This is a genomic window from Pantoea agglomerans NBRC 102470, assembly GCF_001598475.1.
Lineage (GTDB): Bacteria > Pseudomonadota > Gammaproteobacteria > Enterobacterales > Enterobacteriaceae > Pantoea > Pantoea agglomerans.
Genome location: NZ_BCZA01000001.1, coordinates 458399 through 479864, shown reverse-complemented (window position 1 = coordinate 479864; position 21466 = coordinate 458399). Strand labels below are relative to the sequence as shown.

The window sequence follows — 21466 nt, the reverse complement described above, 5'->3', positions numbered from 1 at the left end:
TATTGTTGATCCTGCATAGTCTATGCTTCGTCCAGCCGTGTTTTATTCGGACAGGGATTAATTTGCCAGGTTTGTGTCTTATACTGTGAGCAGGATAAAGCGGTAAACGTGGCACCTTCTCGACTAAAGGAGTTTCAAATGATCAAGCGTGTAATTGTGGTCGCTCTGGCCGGTGTGATGCTGGCAGGTTGTAGCAATACCAGTACGCTGTCGGGTGATACCTACAGTGCCAGTGAAGCTAAGCAGGTGCAGAGCGTTTCGTACGGTACCTTAGTCTCAGTACGTCCGGTGAAAATCCAGGGCGGCGATGAGAGCAATGTCATCGGTGCTATCGGTGGTGCGGTGCTGGGTGGCTTCCTGGGTAACACCATTGGTGGCGGCAGCGGACGTAGCCTGGCGACAGCCGGTGGTGCGGTTCTGGGTGGCGTAGCAGGCCAGGGCGTACAGGGCGCAGTCAATAAAACCGATGGCGTTGAGCTGGAAATCCGTAAGGATGATGGCAACACCATCATGGTGGTTCAGAAACAGGCCGCCACGCGTTACTCTGTTGGCCAGCGCGTTGTGATGGCATCCAACGGCAGCCAGGTGACGGTTTCACCTCGCTAATGAAGCTAAACAAAAAACCGACGCCTGGGCGTCGGTTTTTTTATTTCTCTTTATGCTGAAGTTCGAGAATGTTTTTTTCAAGCCGGGCGATCAGCGTCACCATCTGACTGATCTCTTCCCGACTGATGCCGGACAAAATGTCATCCCGCGTCTCATCAATCACACTCTCAACCTGTTCGATAATCGGCTCGGCCTGCTGCGTCAGCTTAATGCGCTTGGCACGACGATCGTTGGCGCAGGTCGAACGGGTGATTAATCCTTTCTCTTCCAGCTGATCCAGCGTGCGCACCAGCGAAGGCTGTTCAATACCAATCGCCTTGGCTAACTGAATCTGGGACTGTTCGGGCGGCAGTTGATGAATATTGTGCAACGTCACCCAGTGAGTCTGAGTCAGCTCAAGCGGCTTCAGCCGCTGATCAATCAACGCGCGCCAGATGCGCACCAGGCGAGATAAATCCGTTCCGAGGGGCGTATCCATTTCATCTCCTTATAATTAGCTTGCTAGCTATCAAGCCAGATTTTACACTATTCTGCGAGTTTACAGGACAAATTACAAATCCCGGACCAGGCCACCATAACGTGGCAGCGCTTTCACTCTGCTGTTTGGGTTAACGAAGGATGTTATCACGTGCTCACTCCTGCTTTTTCAGGTGCGAATCCGCTGACCGATCTGGTGGTGGGCGCCTCACTGTTTTTCCCGCCGATATTCAAAGCGGTGATCCTCGGCTTCTTTTTCTGGCTGCTGATCCACCCTCTGGTGCGTGGCTGGATCTACTCCGGCGATGTCTGGCATCCCACCCTGTTTGATCTCTCCCTGTTTGTGCTGTGCGTTACCGCCGCACTCTGGCTCATCGGTCACGGATAATCGATATGAAATTTAACGCGGTAAAATACTTCTCCACGCTGATCGTGTTTGCCCTGGCGCTGCTGGCCGCTGGCTGGCTCTGGAACTACTACATGCAGTCGCCCTGGACCCGTGACGGGAAAGTACGGGCAGAGCTGGTGGATATCACGCCTCAGGTGTCGGGACGAATTACGCAACTGAAGGTCAAAGACAATCAGTTTGTGCATCAGGGCCAGCAGCTGTTAACGCTGGACCCGGTGCCATGGCAGATCGCGCTCGACAATGCCGCCGCCCAGCTCAGCAAAGCGCAGGCGGATCTCGCGAAAGCGCAGCATGAATTTAATCGTCGCAGCAGCCTGCCGCGCAACATCATCTCCGCAGAGGACCTTGATGCCGCGCGATTAAGCGCCGGCGCGGCGGCCGCCAGCACCAAAGCGGCACAGGCGGAGTGGGAACGGGCGCGCTGGAATCTGCAGCAGACGACGCTGACCGCACCGGCGGATGGCTGGATCACCAATCTGACGCTGCGTCCCGGCAACTATGCCACCGCGGGTTCGCCTCTGTTTGCTCTGGTCGACAGCCACTCTTACTACGTAATGGGCTACTTCGAAGAGACCAAACTGCGCCATATTCACCCAGGCGCAGCGGCCCAGGTGGTGCTCTACAGCAATGGCATGCGGCTGCAGGGTCAGGTGGATAGCATTGGCCGCGCCATCTATGACCAGAGCATTGAGACCGACAGCGGCCTGGTGCCCGATATCAAACCCAACGTGCCCTGGGTGCGGCTGGCGCAGCGGGTGCCGGTGCGCATTCGTCTCGACCCGCTTCCTGCCGATGCAGACCTGGTGGCGGGAACCAGCTGCACCATCACCATCCAGCCATGAATTTTCAGTGGCTGGCCTGGGATCAACTGCCCTGGATTAAGGCGAACGCCGGCCAGTGGCGCTATGCGTTGCGCAACGCTATTGCGATGTGCCTGGCGCTGAGCATCGCCTACGCACTGGATCTGGATGAGCCGTACTGGGCAATGACCTCTGCTGCCGTGATTAGCTTTCCCACCGTCGGCGGCGCGATCAGTAAAAGTCTGGGGCGCATCGTTGGCAGTCTGATGGGGGCCAGCGCTGCGCTGCTGATCGCCGGACATACGCTTAATGAGCCGTGGCTGTTTACCTTTGCCATTGCCGGCTGGCTGGCGCTCTGTACCGGCATAGCGAACCACTACCAGAATAATGTTGCCTACGCCTTTTCGCTGGCGGGCTACACCGCCGCCATCATCGCCTTTAGCAGCGTTAACATCACCGATATCACCTCGCTATGGACCATCGCTCAGGCACGGGTTTGCGAGGTGATCTCCGGCATTCTCTGCGCCGGATTAATGATGATGGTACTGCCGAGTACCTCCGATGGTGAGACGCTGATTACCTCACTGAAACAGATGCATGCCAGGCTGCTGGAACATGCGGTATTACTGCTGCAGCCCTCAGCCAGCGAGACCATCCGGACCGCGCATGAAAATGTCATCAGCCAGATCCTGACCATGAATCTGCTGCGGATTCAGGCGTTCTGGAGCCACTACCGCTTTCGCCGACAGAACAACGTGCTGAACTATGTGCTGCACCAGCAGCTGCGACTCACCAGCGTGCTCTCCAGCCTGCGACGCATGCTGCTGAACTGGCCCGACGCGCCAGAGGCGCTGTTTGACGCGCTGCAACAACTGCTGGCGGAGCTGGCGAAACCGGCGTGTGATAAATATCGTCTGGCGCAAATCCTGCGCAGCGTGACCCCGGCAGCGGATGGCGACTACCGGCAGCGCGCTTTTTGTCAGCGGCTGCGCTACTTCTGCTGGATGTACCTCAACGTGCTGCGCTGGATCCGCCTGCTGGATCGCGCCGATGCCGACACCCGCTTTCAGCCACCGCCGGTTCCGGCGCTGGCGCGCGACAGTGACAGCGCCGAGGCGGGCTGGAGCGCCCTGCGTACCTTCTGCGTTATCGTGCTGGGCTGCGCCTTCTGGATCAATACGCAATGGTCTTCCGGTGCCGCCGCGCTCACCTTAACCGCCATTGCCTGTGTGCTCTACGCTTCATCACCCTCACCTGGCGGCAGCGTCACGCTGCTGCTGAAGACCCTGCTGTGGCTGTTTGCGTTTAGTTTTGTGATGAAGTTTGGGCTGATGGTGCAGATCAGTCAGCTGTGGCAGTTTTTACTGTTTCTGTTCCCGCTGCTGGTGACGCTGCAACTCTTTAAGCTGCAGCAGAAGCAGCGCGCCGGGATGTGGGGACAGTTCATCGTCTTTATGGGTTCGTTTATCGCGGTGACTAATCCGCCCACATGGGATTATCAGGACTTCTTTAACGATAACATCGCCAAAGTCTGCGGGGTGCTGCTCGCCTGGCTGGCGTTCCAGATTCTGCGACCCAGCTCCGATGCGCGGCGCAGCCGACGGCATATCCGGGCGCTGCGGCTGGCGTTTCTCGATCAGCTGCGGCAGCGGCCCCGGCTCAGCGAGAGCCGCTTCGAATCGCAGATTTACCACCGTATCAGCCAGCTCAGTCACAGCCGGGACGAGCAGGCACGCGTCTGGCTACTGCGCTGGGGCGTGGTGCTGCTCAACTGCTCGCATATCGTCTGGCAGCTGCGTGAATGGCGCGCCGGTTCAGCCGCACTGATGGGGTTTCGCGATCACTGCCTGCAAGACTTACAGCAGATTATCAGCAGCCGCGGCGTGCGCCACAGCTCGCTGGATCGAATGCTGACGCAACTGGAGGAGACCATCACCGCGTTACTGGCACTGGAAAGCAACGAGGCCAGCGAGCTGGCGGGGATTATCTGGCGGTTACGCTGTTCACTGGCACAGCTGAAGCAGGCGGTGCCGGAGTGATCACTGGCAATATTGCTGCTGTTGCCGGTTAAAATCATCCTGCAGCTGTTGCAGCGTTTTATGGCCTTCGAAGCGGGTTTTATCCATTTCGGTCATCGGTTCAATCACCAGCACTTTCTCATCGGGTGAGAAGATAAACCGGCGTGTCAGTTCGGTACCGGTAAAACTCTGACCATGAATGCCACCGCACACCATAGTCATGGTACGGCGATAGATAGTGCTATCCGTGAAATTGGTTTCGGTGGCGCTGCGAAAGACCTGATCGCAACCCTGCGCTTCCAGCTTACGCACCATGTTGCGGCTCAGCCATTCACGACCCTTCGCGATCTTTTCACAGGTGATACGCATTGGGTTGGTATCGATGGTGCGCTGCAGTTCGCGTCCGGTTTCGGTGACCAGTTGCGTATCATTGGGTTTATCGCATCCCACCAGCAGCAGACACAGCAGTAATGCGCCCTTGAATTTCATTTTCCTGCTCCTTTCCCCATCACGCTTTCTTACCTGAATCAATATCATAGGGGGGAAATGTCAGGGATGGTACAACAATTCATAAACAGGCAGGAGAAAAGCGGGCGGCCATCGCCTGCCGCCCGGAAACTCAGATTACACCGCAAGCGTAGCGTGCCCCGCCACCGCCCAGCGGTTTAGGATGGTCAGCATGATTGTCACCGCCGACGTGCACCATCAGCGCTTTGCCTTTGATCTCTTTTAACGATTTCAGACGCGGCGCCAGCACCGGATAAGTGGCGCTGCCTTTGTCATCGACATAGACCGCGGGCAGGTCGCCCAGGTGCCCCTCTGCATAAGGCCCCAGATGTTTGCCGCTGTTGGCTGGATCAAGGTGACCACCCGCCGCACCGGCGGCGACCACTTTGCCTTCAGACTCGCCCGGTTCACAGCTGCCTTTAGCATGAACATGGAAACCATGAATGCCCGGCTGAAGGCCCTGCAGATCCGGCGTAAACTGCAGACCATACTGTGTCTCGTCAATCTTAACGGTGCCCAGCGATTTCCCAATCCCTTCAGCGGTAACCTGATGGATCGTAACCTGCTCGCTGGCAGCCAGTGCTGAGCCGCAGGCGATCAGTGCGAATAAGGCAACTGCTTTCATTTTCATGGTGACTCCATTTGCATACCAGGGTTTGAGATAAGTCTGGTCGCTGTTGCACTATTTTGCCGGAGATTGACGCAGTTTTACGCTTCAGGGCACATCAAATCCCAGCGCCGCCTTGCGAATACGGAACCACTGCTGACGCGACAGGGATAAGTTCAGTGCTCCGGCGGCTTCGCTGACCCGCGCCGTTTTACCTGAGCCGATGATTGGCAGCGGGCGCGATGGCAGCATCAGTATCCAGGAATAGACCACCTGCTCAAGGCTGGTGGCACCGGTTTCCTGCCGCACGGCTTCCAGTTCGTCACGCAGCGGCTGGAAATGGGGATCGTTAAACAGGCGACCGCCACCCAGACAGGACCAGGCCATCGGACGAATACGCAGCTGCTGACACTGATCCAGCGAGCCATCCAGCAGCACACTTTGCTGCACGGGTGAGATCTCCAGCTGATTTGTCACCAGCGAGAACGGCAGACGGGATTGCAGCAGGGAAAACTGTGATGGTGAGAAGTTGGAAACGCCAAAATGCAGAACCTTGCCGCTGTGATGCAGCGCCATAAAGGCTTCGGCCACCTCGTCAGCCTCCATCAGCGGATCGGGACGATGGATCAGCAACAGGTCGAGACGATCGGTGTGGATATGGCGCAGTGAGTTTTCAGCACTCTGCAGGATATGACGTTTGTCGGTAATGTAGTGGCCTATCTGATGCTCAGGCTGAGCGCGGGTGGCGATGCCGCACTTGGTGACAATCTGTAGCTGGTCGCGCAAGCCGGGTGCCAGTTTCAGTGCCTCGCCAAACGCCGCCTCACACTGGTAGTCACCGTAGATGTCCGCATGGTCAACGGTAGTGATGCCGAGCCTCACATGGTGCTCAATAAAGGCGACCCGTTCCTGTGGCGACATCCCCCACTCCATCAGACGCCAGTACCCCATGACCAGCGGTGAAAAATCGGGCCCCTGTGAAGCGATGGCTTGCGGTTCTAACATGACGTTCTCCCTGTGTTGCGCGTTGGCTGAAATTAGCGTGTCAGAGAGTATAACGGAAAGCGCAAAGTCGTCAGAATAACTCCGGCTGTTGTGGCGCGTGCGGCTCCTCGCCTTTCTGTTGCCGTTGCAGACGCTGACGCCGCTGCTGACAAAGACGAATGACCTCACGCTTTTGCGCATCGCTGAAGCGCAGCCAGTTGAACCGCTCATCGCGGCTGCGTAAACATCCCAGGCAGTAGCCGCGCGCATCCGTCTGGCAGATGCCGCGACAGGGGCTGGGAACCGGGAAAAACTCAAGCTGCTCGGCCACCACGCCTCCGGATTCACAGAATAAACAGTCCAGTAAAAAGCGTAGCCTGGTTGCGCAGGAAGTAAGCCCCACCCGGTCAGAATTATCCTGTTCTTTGACTCAGGAGTGAACACTCTGTGCCAAATAGAGAGGGTTGCGTTGCATTAGACCGACTGGTCTACTAATCTCACTGCCATGAATAAGACGCTACAACGCAACGAAACCCGCGAACACCTGCTCCAGACAGGTGAGCAACTCTGTCTGCAACGCGGCTTTACCGGAATGGGCCTCAGCGAACTGCTGACGCAGGCGGCGGTGCCGAAAGGCTCCTTCTACTACTACTTCCGTTCTAAAGAGGCGTTTGGCGTGGCGTTACTGGAGCGCTATTTTGCGCGTTTCCTGCAGGATGTGGCGTTGCAGCTTAACCAGACCGAAGGCACGCCGCGTGAGCGTCTGCTTAACCATTTTCGTGCTGCCGTTGATCTGTTTGTTCAGCAGGGCCACATCGTAGGCTGTCTGGGCGTCAAAGTCTCCGCGGAGGTGTGCGATCTCTCAGAGCCGATGCGTGATGCACTGCAGCAGGGTGCCGGAAAGATCACGGCACTCTACGCCCGGACCCTGATTGCCGCAGAGCAGCAGGAGTCGCTGAGCCTGCCGCAGCCCCCCGCGCAGATGGCGGAATTGCTGTCGCTGCTGTGGCTGGGTGCCAGCCTGCAGAGCAAAATTTCCCGCGAGGCGCAGCCACTGCGTCTGGCATTGAGTACCATCGAACAGTGGCTTGAACGCCGCTGATTTTTAAAAAACATGTTTGTAGACGACTGGTCTACTAATCAGGAGCTATTATGGCGAGTACCCAGCTGTTTCGTCCGCTAAAAGTCGGTGCAATTACCGTCCCAAACCGCGTATTTATGGCACCGCTGACCCGTCTGCGCAGCATTGAGCCAGGCGACATCCCTACCCCGATGATGGCTGAATATTATCGCCAGCGCGCCAGCGCCGGTTTGATCATCACCGAAGCGACCCAGATCTCTTTCCAGGCGAAAGGCTATGCCGGTGCGCCAGGCTTACATACTCAGCCACAGATTGCAGCGTGGAAAGCGATTAACGAAGGCGTGCATCAGGCTGGCGGTCACACCGCAGTACAGTTATGGCACACCGGTCGTATCTCACATAACAGCGTACAGCCGGAAGGCAAAGCACCGGTTGCGCCATCGGCGATTGCCGCTGGCACCCGTACCTCTCTGCGTGCTGAAGATGGTAGCGTCTATCGCGAAGATACCTCAACGCCGCGTGAGCTGACAGTGCCAGAGATTAAGCAGATTGTGGCAGATTTTGGCCAGGCTGCGGCCAACGCGCGTGAAGCGGACTTTGACCTGCTTGAGCTGCACTCGGCGCACGGTTACCTGATGCACCAGTTCCTGGCACCAGGCTCAAACCAGCGTACTGATGAATATGGCGGCAGCATCGAAAAGCGCGGCCGCTTTGCGCTGGAAGTGGTTGATGCGGTGATCGCTAACTGGTCAGCCGATCGCATTGGTATTCGCGTCTCACCTATCGGCAGCTTCCAGAATCTGGACAACGGCCCGGATGAAGAGGAAGCGGCGCTGTGGTACATCGGCGAGCTGGCAAAACGCAACATCGCCTATCTGCACCTCTCTGAGCCAGACTGGGCGGGCGGTCAGCCTTATACCGACGCTTTCCGTCAGAAAGTGCGTGATCTCTTCCCGGGTGCCATCATTGGTGCCGGTGCTTATACCGTTGAGAAAGCGGATGACCTGATTGGTCGCGGTCTGATCGATGCGGTTGCGTTTGGTCGCGATTACATTGCTAACCCGGATCTGGTTGAGCGTCTGCAGCAGGATGCCCCACTCAATCCACAGCGTCCGGAAAGCTTCTACGGCGGCGGCGCTGAAGGTTATATCGACTACCCAACGCTGTAACCGGTTCGGGCTGCCGTCCGGGATGATGACGGCAGCCATTATTCAATAGCAATTTTCATCGCTATACTTAGCGCCTGAGTCATCGGGCGATGGCGTTTTATTTAAAAGAGGATGTTATGCGTTTACTTCATACCATGCTGCGCGTTGGCGATCTGCAACGTTCAATCGATTTCTACACCCGTGTGCTGGGCATGCGCGTGTTGCGTCAGAGCGAAAACACCGAATACAAATATACCCTGGCATTTGTTGGCTACACCGACGAGAGCGAAGGTGCGGTGATCGAACTGACCTACAACTGGGGCGTCGATAAGTATGACCTCGGTGATGCCTATGGTCATATTGCGCTGGGCGTTGATGACGCAGCAGCGGCCTGCGAACGTATCCGCAAAGATGGCGGCAACGTGACGCGTGAAGCTGGCCCGGTTAAAGGCGGCTCCACCATTATTGCCTTTGTTGAAGATCCCGATGGTTACAAAATCGAGCTGATCGAAAACAAAGATGCCGGTAACGGCCTCGGCAACTAAACCTGCCTGTCAGCCTGCCCGATCGGGTGGGCTGAATCCCCTTCTCTGCGCTTCATCTGCTGCACCCGGCCCCGTTTTTTGCCATAATACGCGCTGCCCTTTTTCTGCAACGAGATCCTGATGTCTGAATCGAATTCCCCTAATGCACTCAATCAACGTTTCCGTGGCTTCTATCCGGTGGTGATCGACGTTGAAACCGCGGGTTTCAATGCGCAAACCGATGCGTTACTGGAGATTGCCGCTATCACGCTGAAAATGGATGAAGAGGGATGGATTCAGATTGACCAGACGCTGCATTTCAACGTCGAACCTTTTGTCGGGTCGCTGCTGCATCCCGAAGCCCTGGCCTTTACCGGCATCGATCCCAGCAATCCTCTGCGCGGCGCAGTCAGTGAATATGAGGCGCTGCACGCCATTTTCAAAATGGTGCGCAAGGGCATTAAAGACAGCGGCTGCAATCGCGCCATCATGGTGGCGCACAATGCCACCTTCGACCTGAACTTTATGTCAGCGGCGGCGGAACGAGCCAGCCTGAAGCGCAACCCGTTTCACCCGTTTGCCACCTTTGACACCGCGGCCCTGAGCGGGCTGGTTTTAGGGCAGACGGTGCTGGCGAAGGCCTGTATTGCGGCGGGCATGGAGTTTGACAGTACGCAGGCGCATTCTGCGCTCTATGACACTCAGCAGACGGCAACGCTGTTCTGCGAGCTGGTGAACCGCTGGAAACGGTTAGGCGGCTGGCCACTGCCCTTCGCGGAAGGCGATGCAGAAGCCACGACATCCGCATAAGGGATGCCGCAATGAAAAAGGCCGACGTGATGTCGGCCTTTTTTTATTCTGCTTCTTTAAATTTTTCTGCAGTCTCTTTGATCAGCGTCTGCAGTTCACCACGTTGTAACATCTCAACGATGATGTCGCATCCACCGACCAGCTCGCCATCAACCCACAGCTGCGGGAAAGTTGGCCAGTTAGCGAATTTCGGCATCTCGGCACGAATGTCCGGGTTCTGCAGAATATCCACGTAAGCAAAACGCTCACCGCAGGCTGAGAGCGCCTGCACCGCCTGTGCAGAGAAACCGCAGCTTGGCAGTTTCGGGGAACCTTTCATGTACAGCAGGATCGGGTTTTCTGCGATCTGGCGCTGAATTTTTTCTACAGTACTCATAATTGCCTTCCTTAATTCGTCACATCGTGTTTGTTTATTGTAGCGACTTCGCAGCGTGACTGAAAACGAGATTTTGATCGCTGCCCGATTAAATCGCCATCATTGTTAAGTCCTGCTCCGGGACACCTGAATTCCTGATTATTAACAGCAGGTAACAGATTAATAATTCGTAATAATTTCGTTGATATAAGACGCTGAAAATGTTCATTTTCAGCACAATTGCGTGGGTTGCAAAGATTAATATTAAAAGGCATTACAGTTTTTAAAAGAACTGGACTAGAATGGCCTGGGCGCTGATCCTGGATCAGATTAATCTCAACTTTGTCGCGGTGCGTAGTGGCCCTGACAACTTAACTAATCAACGGACTATGCGTTTAATCATTACGTTTTTCATGCTGGCCTTTGCGCAACTGTTTTTCAACATCGCCGCTGCGTCGCCTCACGCACCGGTGAACGTCAGTACGCATAAAGCAGAGAAAAAGAGTGCGCGCGACGATGAGCGTCGCAAGCGTCGCCCGGTCAAAACGGTGACGAAAAAGACTCGCCTCAGCCCGGTTCAAAAACTAAAAACAAAAAAACTGAAAAAAGTCGAACTCACCGCAAAACAGACGCCTGCTAAGAAGACCTCGCTAAAAACCGCCCGTCTCAGTAAGAACAAAGAGAAGAAACGCTATGGTCATCAGCGCCTGCTGAAAACCGCTGAGGTCACCACCAGCGAGACCGGCACGATTAAGATGAGCAAATCTCACCGTCAGCGCTACCAGAAGGCCCGCGAAACCGCGATGACCAAGCTGATGGGTCAGTTGGGTAAACCCTATCAGTGGGGCGGCACCTCTCCCCATACCGGTTTCGATTGCAGCGGCCTGGTCTGGTACGCCTATAAAGATCTGGTGAAGTTTAAGATCCCACGTACCGCTAACGAGATGTACCACCTGCGTGACGCCGCCCCGATCAAGCGTGAGTCGCTGGAGAAAGGCGATCTGGTCTTCTTCCGTATCAATGGACGCGGTACTGCGGACCATGTCGGCGTTTACCTGGGTGATGGCAAGTTTATCCAGTCGCCACGCACCGGCAAAGATATTCAGATCAGCGCGTTAGGAGAAGATTACTGGCAGCGCCACTATATTGGTGCCCGTCGGGTGATGACGCCAAAAACCATACGCTGAGCAGTCGAACAACCAGAAGAGAGCCGGGATAATCCCGGCTTTTTTATTAGTGCAGAATAGCGGTAAAACTAAAGGCCACAATCATCAGCAGACAGCCCGCGGTGGTCATTAAAGCCAGTTTAAGATCGGTACTCATTGCTTGCTCCTTAGTCACACAATCAGTAGGGGTATCGCATTTTCCCACAGGGCCCGGTAAAAATCTCGTTTTATCCGTTCAGCCTTGTTAGAATCCCGCCTTTGTTGCGCAACGCGCGCAACCCTGATTCCGTTTGCGCACGTTTTCAGGCGCTTTTACGCCGCCAGCGGCCTGTTTCCTGGCCAGGAAAGCTGCATTTTTGCGGAAAAAACCCTGAGCAGACGCAAACGTTTAACACTACGCTTATCATAGAGTTAGATAAGCACTGGAGTCCGATTTTCATGGCAACAATTAAAGATGTGGCGAAACGCGCTGGCGTCTCAACGACCACCGTTTCGCACGTCATCAATAAAACCCGCTTTGTGGCTGAAGAGACGCGCAACGCGGTCTGGCAGGCGATTAAAGAACTGCACTACTCGCCGAGCGCCGTGGCGCGCAGCCTGAAAGTGAACCACACCAAGACGCTGGGCCTGCTTGCCACCTCCAGCGAAGCACCCTATTTCGCTGAAATTATCGAAGCGGTTGAAAATCACTGCTTTGACAAAGGCTATACGCTGATTCTGGGTAATGCGCATAACGATCTGCAAAAACAGCGCGCCTATCTCAGCATGATGGCGCAGAAACGCGTCGATGGGCTGCTGGTGATGTGCTCTGAATATCCGGACGATCTGCTGCAGATGCTGGAAGAGAACCGCAATATCCCGATGGTGGTGATGGACTGGGGTGAATCGCGCGCCGACTTCACCGACACGGTACTGGATAATGCTTTTCAGGGCGGCTATCTGGCGGGACGCTATCTGATTGAACGCGGACACCGGGATATTGGTGCAATCCCCGGCCAGATGGAGCGTAACACCGGTGGCGGACGTCATGCCGGTTTCCTGAAGGCGATGGAAGAAGCGGGTATTCAGCCACGCGCCGAGTGGATTGTGCAGGGTGACTTTGAGCCGGAGTCAGGCTATCAGGCGATGCAGCAGATCCTGTCGCAGAAGCAGCGTCCGACGGCGGTGTTCTGTGGCGGTGACATCATGGCGATGGGCGCGATTTGCGCCGCCGACGAGATGGGTTTACGCGTCCCCCAGGATATTTCGGTGATCGGCTATGACAATGTGCGCAACGCCCGTTATTTTGCACCGGCCCTGACCACAGTGCATCAGCCTAAAGCCCAGCTGGGTGAGAAAGCGCTGGAAATGCTGCTGGACCGCATTACCAGTAAACGCGAAGTGTCACAAACGATTGAGGTCCATCCCACGCTGATTGAGCGCCGTTCCGTGGCCGATGGCCCGTTCCGCGACTATCGCCGTTAATGCTCGCTTAACCACTCCTGATTAAGCGTTTGCGCATCACCCAGATAGCTGAGCAACCAGCCTGTCGCGGGTGATGCGCGATCCTCTGCCCAGCTAACGCAGCATGGACTGTCCGGAAACGCCACCGGCAGCGTCAGTTCAACCAGCTCGCCGCTGTCGAGCAGCGGCCTGGCCAGGTGACCGGGCACCATCGCCACACACAATCCCGCCTGCACGCAATCCAGCCCGGTTTGCCACTCCGGCACCACCAGCCGGCGCTGGTTATCCAGCGTCCATGTCATACGACGCGGCAGTGCCCGTGAAGTATCTTCCAGCACCAGGGATGGCCAGCTCCGCAGCGTGTCATCATCTATCTGGCTCGCCTGCGTCAGAGGATGGTCGGGCGCAACCACGCAGCGCCAGTTAAGTGTGCCCATATCCCGAAAAGCAAAACGTCCGCCCACCGGTATCGCCTGCGTGGCACCAATCGCCACTTCCACCCGGCCATCGGCCAGCGCATCCCAGACGCCGTTAAAGACTTCATAGCTGATAATCAGCTCCATATCGGGAAAGTGGCGATAGAAATCTTTGACCAGTTGTCGGGTGCGCTGAGGTTTAGCGATACGGTCAACGGCTATGCTTAGCTGGCCGCGCCAGCCGTTAGCCAGCTGCTGACACTGTCGCCGGGTGGCAAGCATTTTTTTGATGACGCTGCGCCCTTCCCGGACAAAATGCTCACCCGCCGGGGTCAGAACCACTTCGCGATGCTGCCGTTCAAACAGCGGTACCGCCAGCCAGTTTTCCAGCTGACGCACCGTATAGCTGATGGCAGAGGGCACCCGATGTAACTCCTGCGCGGCGGCGCTGAAGCTTCCTCCACGGGCGACAGCGTCAACCACCTCTAATGCATATTCTGACCACATAATCTGCCTTCAAAAATTTTAACAGCAATCGGCAAATATTAACGTTTCACAGCAGCAAACGCACCTTTTACACTCTGCCGCGTTTATCCTGCAAAAATGAGAATCAGATGCTGTCGAATAAAGGGTTTATGCCCTACCTTGCCCTGCTGAGCATGCTGGGCTTTTTAGCCACTGATATGTACCTGCCCGCCTTTGGTGCGATGCAGCAAACCTTTAACACTTCACCCGGTCTGATCAGCGCCAGTATGAGTCTCTTCCTGGGCGGCTTCGCCGTGGGTCAGCTCTTCTGGGGACCGCTTTCCGATCGCATCGGTCGTAAACCGGTGCTGCTGTCCGGACTGGCCATGTTTGGCGCTGGCTGCGCAGGCATGCTGTGGGTGAATGATATCTATCTGATGCTGGCGCTGCGTTTTGTCCAGGCGATTGGCGTCTGTGCCGCTGCCGTAAGCTGGCAGGCGCTGGTGGTGGATCGCTACCCTGCAGCGCGCGCTAACAAAGTCTTTGCCACCATTATGCCGCTGGTTGCGCTCTCTCCGGCGCTGGCTCCGCTACTGGGTGCCTGGCTGATCGGCCACTTCCACTGGCGTTCGATTTTCCTGGTGCTGACCCTGATTGCGGTGGCGTTGATTCTGACCACGCTGCGTCTGCCCACCGTGCGCAAGGCCGCGGGAGAAAAAGGTGCGCAGCCCGGCTTTTTCACGCTGCTTAAATCCCGGGTCTACAGCGGCAACGTGCTGATCTACTCCGCCTGCTCAGCCAGCTTCTTTGCCTGGCTGACCGGATCGCCCTTTATTCTGGCGGATCTGGGTCTGTCGCCCGCCGATATCGGTCTGAGTTATGTGCCCCAGACGCTCGCCTTTTTAATTGGCGGCTTCGGCTGTCGCACCCTGCTCAACCGCTTTAACGGCGCACAGTTGCTGCCCTGGCTGCTGGCCGTCTACAGCCTGAGCATTCTGGCGCTGTTTGCTGTTGCGCTTGCTGGCAGCAGCACGCTGGTGAGTCTGATGGTACCGTTCTGCGGTATGGCGCTGGCTAACGGCGCGATCTATCCGATTGTGGTGTCCAGTGCGCTGATGCCCTTTCCGACCGCTACCGGTAAAGCCGCCGCGTTGCAGAATACACTGCAGTTAGGACTCTGTTTCGCTGCCAGTTTGGCGGTGTCGGCCGGCTTAACTCAGGCGCTATTTACCACCACACTGATGATGACGGTGACAATTGTGCTGGCGCTGATGGGTTACGCCATGCAGCGTGCCGCAAGCGCACAAACTGTTGTTGCCTCTGCGCAAACTGCCTGCCAGGATAATCAGTGACACACTGACTTTTTAGTTAGCGCCCTAACAATAAGTTATTGAATATTGACCCGCGTGAGCATATACTCATCCGGGTCAACAAATCTGTAATAAATCAACAATATAATAACGTAATAATCTGATTGGCACCCTGCTGCCGGGATGGTATTCGCGCGCGTTATTCTCACCTTACCCGACCTGCTGCAGGCTGTTCCAGTCCTCTGTATCACACAGATAACCGGTTTGCGGAGCCATCCGCATCGTTTCTCATTGCCTGAATAAATTGGCTACTCTTTGTTCAGGTTCAGATTGGACAGGTGGTGGAAAATCTATGAGTTCATCTTATGCAGAAGAAGTGAGCCTCGAAGAAAACCATTGGTATCGCATCGTTCATGAACTGCTGGAAAAAGCGGATATCGAAATTAATGGTTCACGTCCCTGGGATATTCATATTAATCATCCTGGTTTTTTTAAACGTGTTCTGCAGGAGGGCTCTCTTGGGCTCGGTGAGAGCTATATGGATGGATGGTGGGAGTGTGACCGGCTGGATATTTTCTTCCACCAGGTACTTAAACATAAACTCGATCAGCAGCTGCCTCATCACTTCAAAGATACGCTGCGCATTGCCGCCGCACGCTTAACCAATCTGCAGTCAAAAAAACGGGCGTGGATTGTCGGTAAAGAGCATTACGACCTGGGCAACGACCTCTTTTCACTGATGCTCGATCCCTATATGCAATACTCCTGTGGCTACTGGAAAGAGGCGACGACACTGGCGACGGCGCAGGAAGCCAAGCTGGATATGATCTGCCGTAAATTAGCGCTGGAACCTGGAATGTCACTGCTGGATATCGGCTGTGGCTGGGGCGGACTCGCGGAATTTGCCGCACGTCATTATGGCGTTAAAGTGCATGGCGTGACGATTTCCGCCGAACAACAGAAACTGGCGCAGCAGCGCTGCAGCGGATTAGACGTCACGATTCTGTTGCAGGATTATCGCGATCTGAATGAGCAGTTTGATCGTATTGTGTCGGTGGGTATGTTTGAACATGTCGGACCGAAAAATTATACGACCTATTTTGACGTGGTCGATCGTAATTTAAAGCCTGACGGTATTTTCCTGCTTCACACCATCGGCGCGATTAAAACCGATATGAGTGTCGATCCCTGGATCGATAAATATATCTTCCCCAACGGCTGCCTGCCTTCGGTGCGCCATGTGGCCGATGCCAGCGAGCCCCATTTTATTCTGGAAGACTGGCACAATTTCGGCGCAGATTACGACAAAACACTGATGGCCTGGCATGAACGCTTTTTGCAGGCCTGGCCAGAGCTGGCCGATAAATATGGCGAACGCTTTAAACGGATGTTCTCCTATTATCTGAATGCCTGTGCCGGTGCCTTTCGGGCGCGTGATATTCAGCTGTGGCAGATCGTGTTCAGTCGCGGTATTGAGGGGGGATTACGGGTGGCGCGGTAGGGGTTAAAAAGTGGGCAATTAAGAAAGCGCTGCCTCGGCCAAAGACTTTATAAGAGTGGCCCGTTTTGCTTTAAGAGGAAGCGTTGCGACAGGAACAGGGTCAGATCGGAAAGTCGCAAAACCTGTCATTCCTGACACGCCCGGCCCACGCGATTACGCACCTCATCCCTGAGGTGCGCCCGTTGCCGGGCCAACGCTTTGCGTTGTTCAAAAACGCTTCCGGCGTTTTTATCCGGGCGGCGGGATGCTTTCCTCTTCTGACCCGGTTCCCTGCGCCCTGAACGTTTATAGTGCTGACAGAGTAAAACCGATTGGGCTGTCTGCGGTGCTTACGCGCCTTTTATTAACTCTCTGTCGTTGACTGGCCGGTCAGCATGCTCATCGCCGCCGCGGCATCGCGCTGTGCTAACACCCGCTCAACAGTCTCCACGATTGCCTGCGTGTGCGGATCGATTTCAATATTCACCCGGTCGCCAAAGGTCTTCGCCCCCAGCGTGGTACGCTCCAGTGTTTCCGGGATCAGATAGACGCAGAACTTAGTCTTAGTCACATCGCCTACCGTCAGGCTGATACCGTCGATGCCGACAAACCCTTTATGCAGAATATATTTCATCTGCGCCGCATCCTGGATTTTAAACCAGACCTCGCGGTTATGTTCTGACTGGATGATCTTGCAGATTTCAGCGGTGGTCATAATATGACCAGACATCAGATGTCCGCCTATTTCATCGCTGAATTTCGCTGCACGCTCAATATTGACCACATCGCCCTGACGTAAATCGCCAAGGTTAGTCACCCGCAATGTCTCTTTAATTAAATCAAAACTGACGCGGTCGCCTTCAATTGCCGTTACGGTTAAACAGCAACCGTTATGGGCTACGGATGCGCCCAGCGCCAGACCCGGTAAGAGCTCTTGCGGCAGGCGGACAGTGTGGGTGCGAAACAGTTCTTTCTCTTCAATGGACACGATTTCTGCGGTGCCCTGCACAATACCGGTAAACATAGTCTTTGCCTCTGCGAAGTTTACGCTAGTTTATCACAGCTCAGGTCGGCTGTTAGATTTCAGCCCGCCCCGCCGCTTTATAGCGGAGCAAACCGCATTGTGTGACAAAGATTGGCGAATTCTGTTACGCCAGTTACACTAGCTCGCGAAATTCCCCGGGCTTCCTGCCCCTTTTAATTCATTCAATAAGTCAGGTGTTAACGTGCAGAAGTATTTAACAGAAGCGCGTCAATTGCTGGCCCTTGCGATTCCGGTCATCCTTGCTCAGGTGGCTCAAACCGCAATGGGATTTGTGGATACCATTATGGCCGGCGCAGTCAGCGCCACGGATATGGCCGCCGTTGCTGTCGGCACCTCTGTCTGGCTACCGGCCATCCTGTTTGGTCATGGTCTTCTGCTTGCATTGACGCCCACCGTTGCGCAACTCAATGGTTCTGGCCGCCGCGAACGCATCGGTGAACAGATCCGCCAGGGATACTGGCTCGCCTTTTTCGTCTCCCTGCTGATTATGGTGCTGTTGTGGCATGCCGGTTATCTTATCCGGGCGATGCATGACATCGATCCAGTGCTGGCGCTGAAGGCAGAAGGCTATCTGCATGCCCTGCTGTTCGGCGCGCCTGGCTACCTCTTCTTCCAGGTGCTCCGCAATCAATGCGAGGGGCTGTCGAAAACCAAACCCGGCATGGTGCTGGGCTTTTTAGGCCTGATGTTCAACATCCCGCTCAACTATGTCTTTATCTATGGCCACTTCGGCATGCCTGCCCTGGGCGGTGTCGGCTGCGGCGTGGCGACCGCCTCGGTCTACTGGGTGATGTTTATCTGCATGCGCTTCTGGGTGCGCCGGATGGGTAGCATGCGCGATATCCGTATGGAGAGCCGCTGGTCACCCCCTTCCCGTCCGATTCTGAGCCGCCTGATGACGCTGGGATTGCCGGTGGCGCTGGCACTCTTCTTTGAGGTCACGCTGTTCGCCGTGGTCGCCCTGCTGGTTTCGCCACTGGGCATCGTTAACGTGGCCGGTCACCAGATTGCGCTCAATTTCAGTTCACTGATGTTTGTATTGCCGCTGTCGCTGGGTGTCGCGACCACCATCCGCGTCGGTTATCGTCTGGGTCAGGGCTCCACCGAGCAGGCACGGGTCGCGGCCTGGACCGCCCAGGGGGTTGGCATCAGCATGGCGGCGCTGACCGCCATTTTTACCGTGACGTTTCGTCATCAGATTGCCCTGCTCTATAACGACAACCCTGAAGTGGTGACGCTGGCGGCACAGCTGATGCTGCTGGCGGCAATTTATCAGTTCTCAGACTCGATACAGGTGATTGGCAGCGGGATCCTGCGCGGTTATAAAGATACGCGGTCGATTTTCTTTATTACCTTTATCGCTTACTGGCTGCTGGGGCTGCCCGCCGGTTATCTGCTGGCGCTGACCGACTGGGTGGTGCCGCGCATGGGACCTGCGGGCTTCTGGTGCGGCTTTATTATCGGCCTGACCTCGGCTGCGGTGATGATGATCTGGCGCATCAGACGGTTACAGCAATCTCCGGCGGAGATTATCCTGATGCGTGCAGCGCGATAACGTTCGAGGCGGGTCATTCATGGCCCGCAATGACGAAAAAAACGACGGTTAGCACAGTTGCTGTGCAGTCATGGCGAAAAAACTATTTTCCCCTTGCCAGCCTCACACGCTGCCGTTAATATTCGTCCCCGCTGTCGCCCTGACAGCATGTTGCGCTCTTAGCTCAGTTGGTTAGAGCACCACCTTGACATGGTGGGGGTCGATGGTTCGAGTCCATTAGAGCGCACCAAGTGCGTCCGTAGCTCAGTTGGTTAGAGCACCACCTTGACATGGTGGGGGTCGGTGGTTCGAGTCCACTCGGACGCACCAATATTCAGTATGCGCTCTTAGCTCAGTTGGTTAGAGCACCACCTTGACATGGTGGGGGTCGATGGTTCGAGTCCATTAGAGCGCACCACTTTCAGAATTTCTTCAGCTTGCGCAACTCCACTTTTATTGATCTGCATCGCTTCCCCCTTCTGCTTTTTGATTGGTTTTCGCATACTTAGCGTCTATACTGTCCCGCGTTGCTTACTTGAAAGGTTTCAGCGATCACGTGCTTACTGCGATAACTCAAATGATTTGCGCAACAACAGCGTGGTGGTTACCAACCGTAACCGCACAACTTCCCTGCACGCCTGGCCTTCGTCACCTATTCTTACTCAGTACTGCCCTTTTCAGTCTCAATCAGAAATTTCATTTCGATGCGCTGCCATCGGATTCCGCCCTTATTCATCCATCACAACTTACAGAAAATCCGTCATGAAAAAGACTAAAATCGTTTGTACAATCGGCCCGAAAACCGAATCCGAAGAGATGCTGACTCAGCTGCTTGAAGCTGGCATGAATGTTATGCGTCTTAACTTCTCTCACGGCGACTACGCTGAGCATGGCCAACGCATCACCAACATGCGTGCCGTTATGCAAAAAACCGGCCGTCAGGCCGCTATTCTGCTGGATACCAAAGGCCCTGAAATCCGCACCATGAAACTGGAAGGCGGCAACGATGCGGCTCTGAAAGCGGGTCAGACCTTTACCTTTACTACAGACCAGAGCGTGATTGGCAACAGCGAGCGCGTTGCGGTGACCTACCCGGGTTTCACTGCTGATCTGAAAATCGGCAACACGGTGCTGGTCGATGATGGCCTGATTGGTATGGAAGTGACCGAAGTCACTGAAAATACCGTGGTGTGTAAAGTCCTGAACAATGGCGATCTGGGCGAAAACAAAGGCGTTAACCTGCCAGGCGTCTCTATCCAGCTGCCAGCACTGGCCGAAAAAGATAAACGCGACCTGATTTTTGGTTGTGAGCAGGGCGTAGACTTCGTCGCCGCCTCTTTCATCCGTAAACGTTCAGACGTGCTGGAAATTCGCGAGCACCTGAAACAGAACGGCGGCGAGCATATCCAGATCATCTCCAAAATCGAAAACCAGGAAGGCCTGAACAACTTCGACGAAATCCTCGAAGCGTCAGACGGCATCATGGTTGCGCGTGGCGACCTGGGCGTTGAGATCCCGGTTGAAGAAGTGATCTTCGCACAGAAGATGATGATCAAAAAATGTAATAAAGCACGCAAAGTGGTCATCACGGCTACCCAGATGCTCGATTCCATGATCAAGAACCCGCGCCCTACCCGCGCAGAAGCCGGTGACGTGGCAAACGCCATTCTTGACGGTACCGATGCTGTCATGCTGTCAGGTGAGAGTGCCAAAGGCCGTTATCCGCTGGAGTCAGTCACCATCATGGCGACCATCTGTGAGCGTACCGATCGCGTGATGAAGTCCCGCATCGACAGCCAGAGTGATAACCGCAAAATGCGTATCACAGAAGCCGTCTGCCGTGGTGCGGTAGAGACCGCTGAGAAGCTGGAAGCGCCACTGATTGTGGTTGCTACCGAAGGGGGTAAGTCTGCTAAAGCCGTGCGTAAATACTTCCCGAACGCGACCATCCTGGCGCTGACCACCAATCCGATGACTGCCCGTCAGCTGATCCTGAGCAAAGGGATTGAGACACGTCTGGTGACTGAGATCGCTTCAACCGACGATTTCTATCGTCTGGGTAAAGAAGCGGCGCTGGAAAGTGGCTACGGCCAGAAAGGCGATGTCGTGGTGCTGGTGTCAGGTGCATTAGTACCAAGCGGAACTACCAACACTGCTTCTGTACACGTTCTGTAAAACGCTCTCTGACCATTATTTTGAAGCGCCTTTATCGGGCGCTTTTTTTTATTTCTACTTAAACCAAATGTCAGAAAATTCCAATCGAAAATAACTATTCAAATAC

Annotated in this window: 23 protein-coding genes and 3 tRNA genes; 17 read left to right on the top strand and 9 right to left on the bottom strand. The window is 55.2% G+C overall.

Going from position 1 to position 21466, the window contains the following annotated elements; all coding sequences use genetic code 11:
- Window positions 1–138: 138 nt before the first annotated feature.
- Window positions 139–606 (top strand): outer membrane lipoprotein SlyB, encoded by a 468-nt coding sequence (gene slyB, locus PAG01S_RS02290; protein ID WP_010245548.1) that lies wholly within the window; start codon window positions 139–141, stop codon window positions 604–606.
- Window positions 607–646: 40 nt separating this feature from the next.
- Here the strand turns inward: slyB and slyA are convergent, their stop codons facing one another.
- Complete coding sequence (slyA, locus tag PAG01S_RS02285; RefSeq protein WP_010245551.1) at window positions 647–1084, bottom strand: transcriptional regulator SlyA; 438 nt, start codon at window positions 1082–1084, stop codon at window positions 647–649.
- Window positions 1085–1234: 150 nt separating this feature from the next.
- Between slyA and PAG01S_RS02280 the strand changes: the two genes are divergently transcribed.
- From PAG01S_RS02280 to PAG01S_RS02270, 3 genes are read left to right on the top strand one after another with little or no spacing between them, the layout of a single operon-like run.
- Window positions 1235–1471 carry a DUF1656 domain-containing protein gene (locus tag PAG01S_RS02280; protein WP_010245554.1) on the top strand — a complete coding sequence of 79 codons (237 nt, stop codon included), beginning with the start codon at window positions 1235–1237 and terminating at the stop codon, window positions 1469–1471.
- A gap of 5 nt (window positions 1472–1476) precedes the next feature.
- Window positions 1477–2334: an efflux RND transporter periplasmic adaptor subunit gene (locus PAG01S_RS02275; protein WP_033771647.1), complete on the top strand. Its 858-nt coding sequence runs from the start codon at window positions 1477–1479 to the stop codon at window positions 2332–2334.
- Complete coding sequence (locus PAG01S_RS02270) at window positions 2331–4331, top strand: FUSC family protein (RefSeq protein ID WP_010245560.1); 2001 nt, start codon at window positions 2331–2333, stop codon at window positions 4329–4331. The genes PAG01S_RS02275 and PAG01S_RS02270 overlap by 4 nt, the downstream gene beginning before the upstream one ends.
- Here the strand turns inward: PAG01S_RS02270 and PAG01S_RS02265 are convergent, their stop codons facing one another.
- The 4 genes from PAG01S_RS02265 to PAG01S_RS02250 form a co-directional block, all read right to left on the bottom strand.
- Complete coding sequence (locus PAG01S_RS02265) at window positions 4332–4799, bottom strand: hypothetical protein (protein WP_010245563.1); 468 nt, start codon at window positions 4797–4799, stop codon at window positions 4332–4334. It lies immediately after the preceding gene.
- 130 nt (window positions 4800–4929) lie between these two features.
- Window positions 4930–5448 (bottom strand): superoxide dismutase family protein, encoded by a 519-nt coding sequence (sodC, locus tag PAG01S_RS02260; protein WP_033757495.1) that lies wholly within the window; start codon window positions 5446–5448, stop codon window positions 4930–4932.
- A gap of 84 nt (window positions 5449–5532) precedes the next feature.
- A complete protein-coding gene (locus tag PAG01S_RS02255) occupies window positions 5533–6429 on the bottom strand; it encodes an aldo/keto reductase (RefSeq protein ID WP_062757545.1) in 897 nt (298 codons plus the stop codon).
- A 70-nt stretch (window positions 6430–6499) separates the two neighbouring features.
- On the bottom strand, window positions 6500–6739 hold the full coding sequence (locus tag PAG01S_RS02250) for a DUF1289 domain-containing protein (RefSeq protein ID WP_010245573.1): 240 nt from the start codon (window positions 6737–6739) through the stop codon (window positions 6500–6502).
- A gap of 174 nt (window positions 6740–6913) precedes the next feature.
- Between PAG01S_RS02250 and PAG01S_RS02245 the strand changes: the two genes are divergently transcribed.
- The 4 genes from PAG01S_RS02245 (at window position 6914) to rnt (ending at window position 9971) form a co-directional block, all read left to right on the top strand.
- Window positions 6914–7510 carry a TetR/AcrR family transcriptional regulator gene (locus tag PAG01S_RS02245; RefSeq protein ID WP_010245576.1) on the top strand — a complete coding sequence of 199 codons (597 nt, stop codon included), beginning with the start codon at window positions 6914–6916 and terminating at the stop codon, window positions 7508–7510.
- Between the two features lie 50 nt (window positions 7511–7560).
- Entirely contained in the window at window positions 7561–8658 is a 1098-nt protein-coding gene (locus tag PAG01S_RS02240; RefSeq protein ID WP_010245578.1) for an alkene reductase, read from the top strand.
- A 116-nt stretch (window positions 8659–8774) separates the two neighbouring features.
- Complete coding sequence (gene gloA / locus PAG01S_RS02235; RefSeq protein WP_010245580.1) at window positions 8775–9182, top strand: lactoylglutathione lyase; 408 nt, start codon at window positions 8775–8777, stop codon at window positions 9180–9182.
- Between the two features lie 120 nt (window positions 9183–9302).
- Window positions 9303–9971, top strand: a complete 669-nt coding sequence (rnt, locus tag PAG01S_RS02230; protein WP_010245582.1) for a ribonuclease T — start codon at window positions 9303–9305, stop codon at window positions 9969–9971.
- A gap of 43 nt (window positions 9972–10014) precedes the next feature.
- On the opposite strand, the gene PAG01S_RS02225 is transcribed toward rnt, so the two are convergent.
- Window positions 10015–10350, bottom strand: coding sequence for a Grx4 family monothiol glutaredoxin (locus PAG01S_RS02225; RefSeq protein WP_170933470.1), 336 nt, complete (start codon window positions 10348–10350; stop codon window positions 10015–10017).
- Window positions 10351–10715: 365 nt separating this feature from the next.
- Between PAG01S_RS02225 and PAG01S_RS02220 the strand changes: the two genes are divergently transcribed.
- Window positions 10716–11513 carry a C40 family peptidase gene (locus PAG01S_RS02220; protein ID WP_010245589.1) on the top strand — a complete coding sequence of 266 codons (798 nt, stop codon included), beginning with the start codon at window positions 10716–10718 and terminating at the stop codon, window positions 11511–11513.
- Window positions 11514–11559: 46 nt separating this feature from the next.
- Here PAG01S_RS02220 and cydH read toward each other — a convergent pair whose 3' ends face one another.
- Window positions 11560–11649, bottom strand: coding sequence for a cytochrome bd-I oxidase subunit CydH (cydH, locus tag PAG01S_RS22175; protein WP_010245592.1), 90 nt, complete (start codon window positions 11647–11649; stop codon window positions 11560–11562).
- A 281-nt stretch (window positions 11650–11930) separates the two neighbouring features.
- Here cydH and purR point away from each other — a divergent pair, with 281 nt between their 5' ends.
- Window positions 11931–12956, top strand: a complete 1026-nt coding sequence (gene purR / locus PAG01S_RS02215; protein WP_010245595.1) for an HTH-type transcriptional repressor PurR — start codon at window positions 11931–11933, stop codon at window positions 12954–12956.
- Here the strand turns inward: purR and punR are convergent.
- Complete coding sequence (gene punR, locus PAG01S_RS02210; protein WP_033771638.1) at window positions 12953–13858, bottom strand: DNA-binding transcriptional activator PunR; 906 nt, start codon at window positions 13856–13858, stop codon at window positions 12953–12955. The genes purR and punR overlap by 4 nt on opposite strands.
- Window positions 13859–13965: 107 nt before the next feature.
- Between punR and punC the strand changes: the two genes are divergently transcribed.
- Together punC and cfa are read left to right on the top strand one after the other, a co-directional pair.
- Complete coding sequence (gene punC, locus PAG01S_RS02205) at window positions 13966–15168, top strand: purine nucleoside transporter PunC (RefSeq protein WP_062757543.1); 1203 nt, start codon at window positions 13966–13968, stop codon at window positions 15166–15168.
- A 310-nt stretch (window positions 15169–15478) separates the two neighbouring features.
- Entirely contained in the window at window positions 15479–16627 is a 1149-nt protein-coding gene (gene cfa, locus PAG01S_RS02200; RefSeq protein WP_062757541.1) for a cyclopropane fatty acyl phospholipid synthase, read from the top strand.
- A gap of 343 nt (window positions 16628–16970) precedes the next feature.
- Here cfa and PAG01S_RS02195 read toward each other — a convergent pair whose 3' ends face one another.
- Window positions 16971–17630, bottom strand: a complete 660-nt coding sequence (locus tag PAG01S_RS02195) for a riboflavin synthase (protein WP_052271704.1) — start codon at window positions 17628–17630, stop codon at window positions 16971–16973.
- A 202-nt stretch (window positions 17631–17832) separates the two neighbouring features.
- On the opposite strand from PAG01S_RS02195, the gene PAG01S_RS02190 reads away from it, so the two are divergent.
- The 5 genes from PAG01S_RS02190 to pykF all read left to right on the top strand — a co-directional run bounded on the left by PAG01S_RS02190 (window position 17833) and on the right by pykF (window position 21360).
- Window positions 17833–19206: an MATE family efflux transporter gene (locus tag PAG01S_RS02190; RefSeq protein WP_062757539.1), complete on the top strand. Its 1374-nt coding sequence runs from the start codon at window positions 17833–17835 to the stop codon at window positions 19204–19206.
- Between the two features lie 152 nt (window positions 19207–19358).
- A tRNA-Val gene (locus PAG01S_RS02185) sits at window positions 19359–19435 on the top strand.
- 3 nt (window positions 19436–19438) lie between these two features.
- A tRNA-Val gene (locus tag PAG01S_RS02180) sits at window positions 19439–19515 on the top strand.
- 11 nt (window positions 19516–19526) lie between these two features.
- Window positions 19527–19603: transfer RNA gene (locus PAG01S_RS02175), tRNA-Val, on the top strand.
- Window positions 19604–19947: 344 nt separating this feature from the next.
- Window positions 19948–21360 (top strand): pyruvate kinase PykF, encoded by a 1413-nt coding sequence (gene pykF, locus PAG01S_RS02170; protein WP_010245613.1) that lies wholly within the window; start codon window positions 19948–19950, stop codon window positions 21358–21360.
- Window positions 21361–21466: the final 106 nt, after the last annotated feature.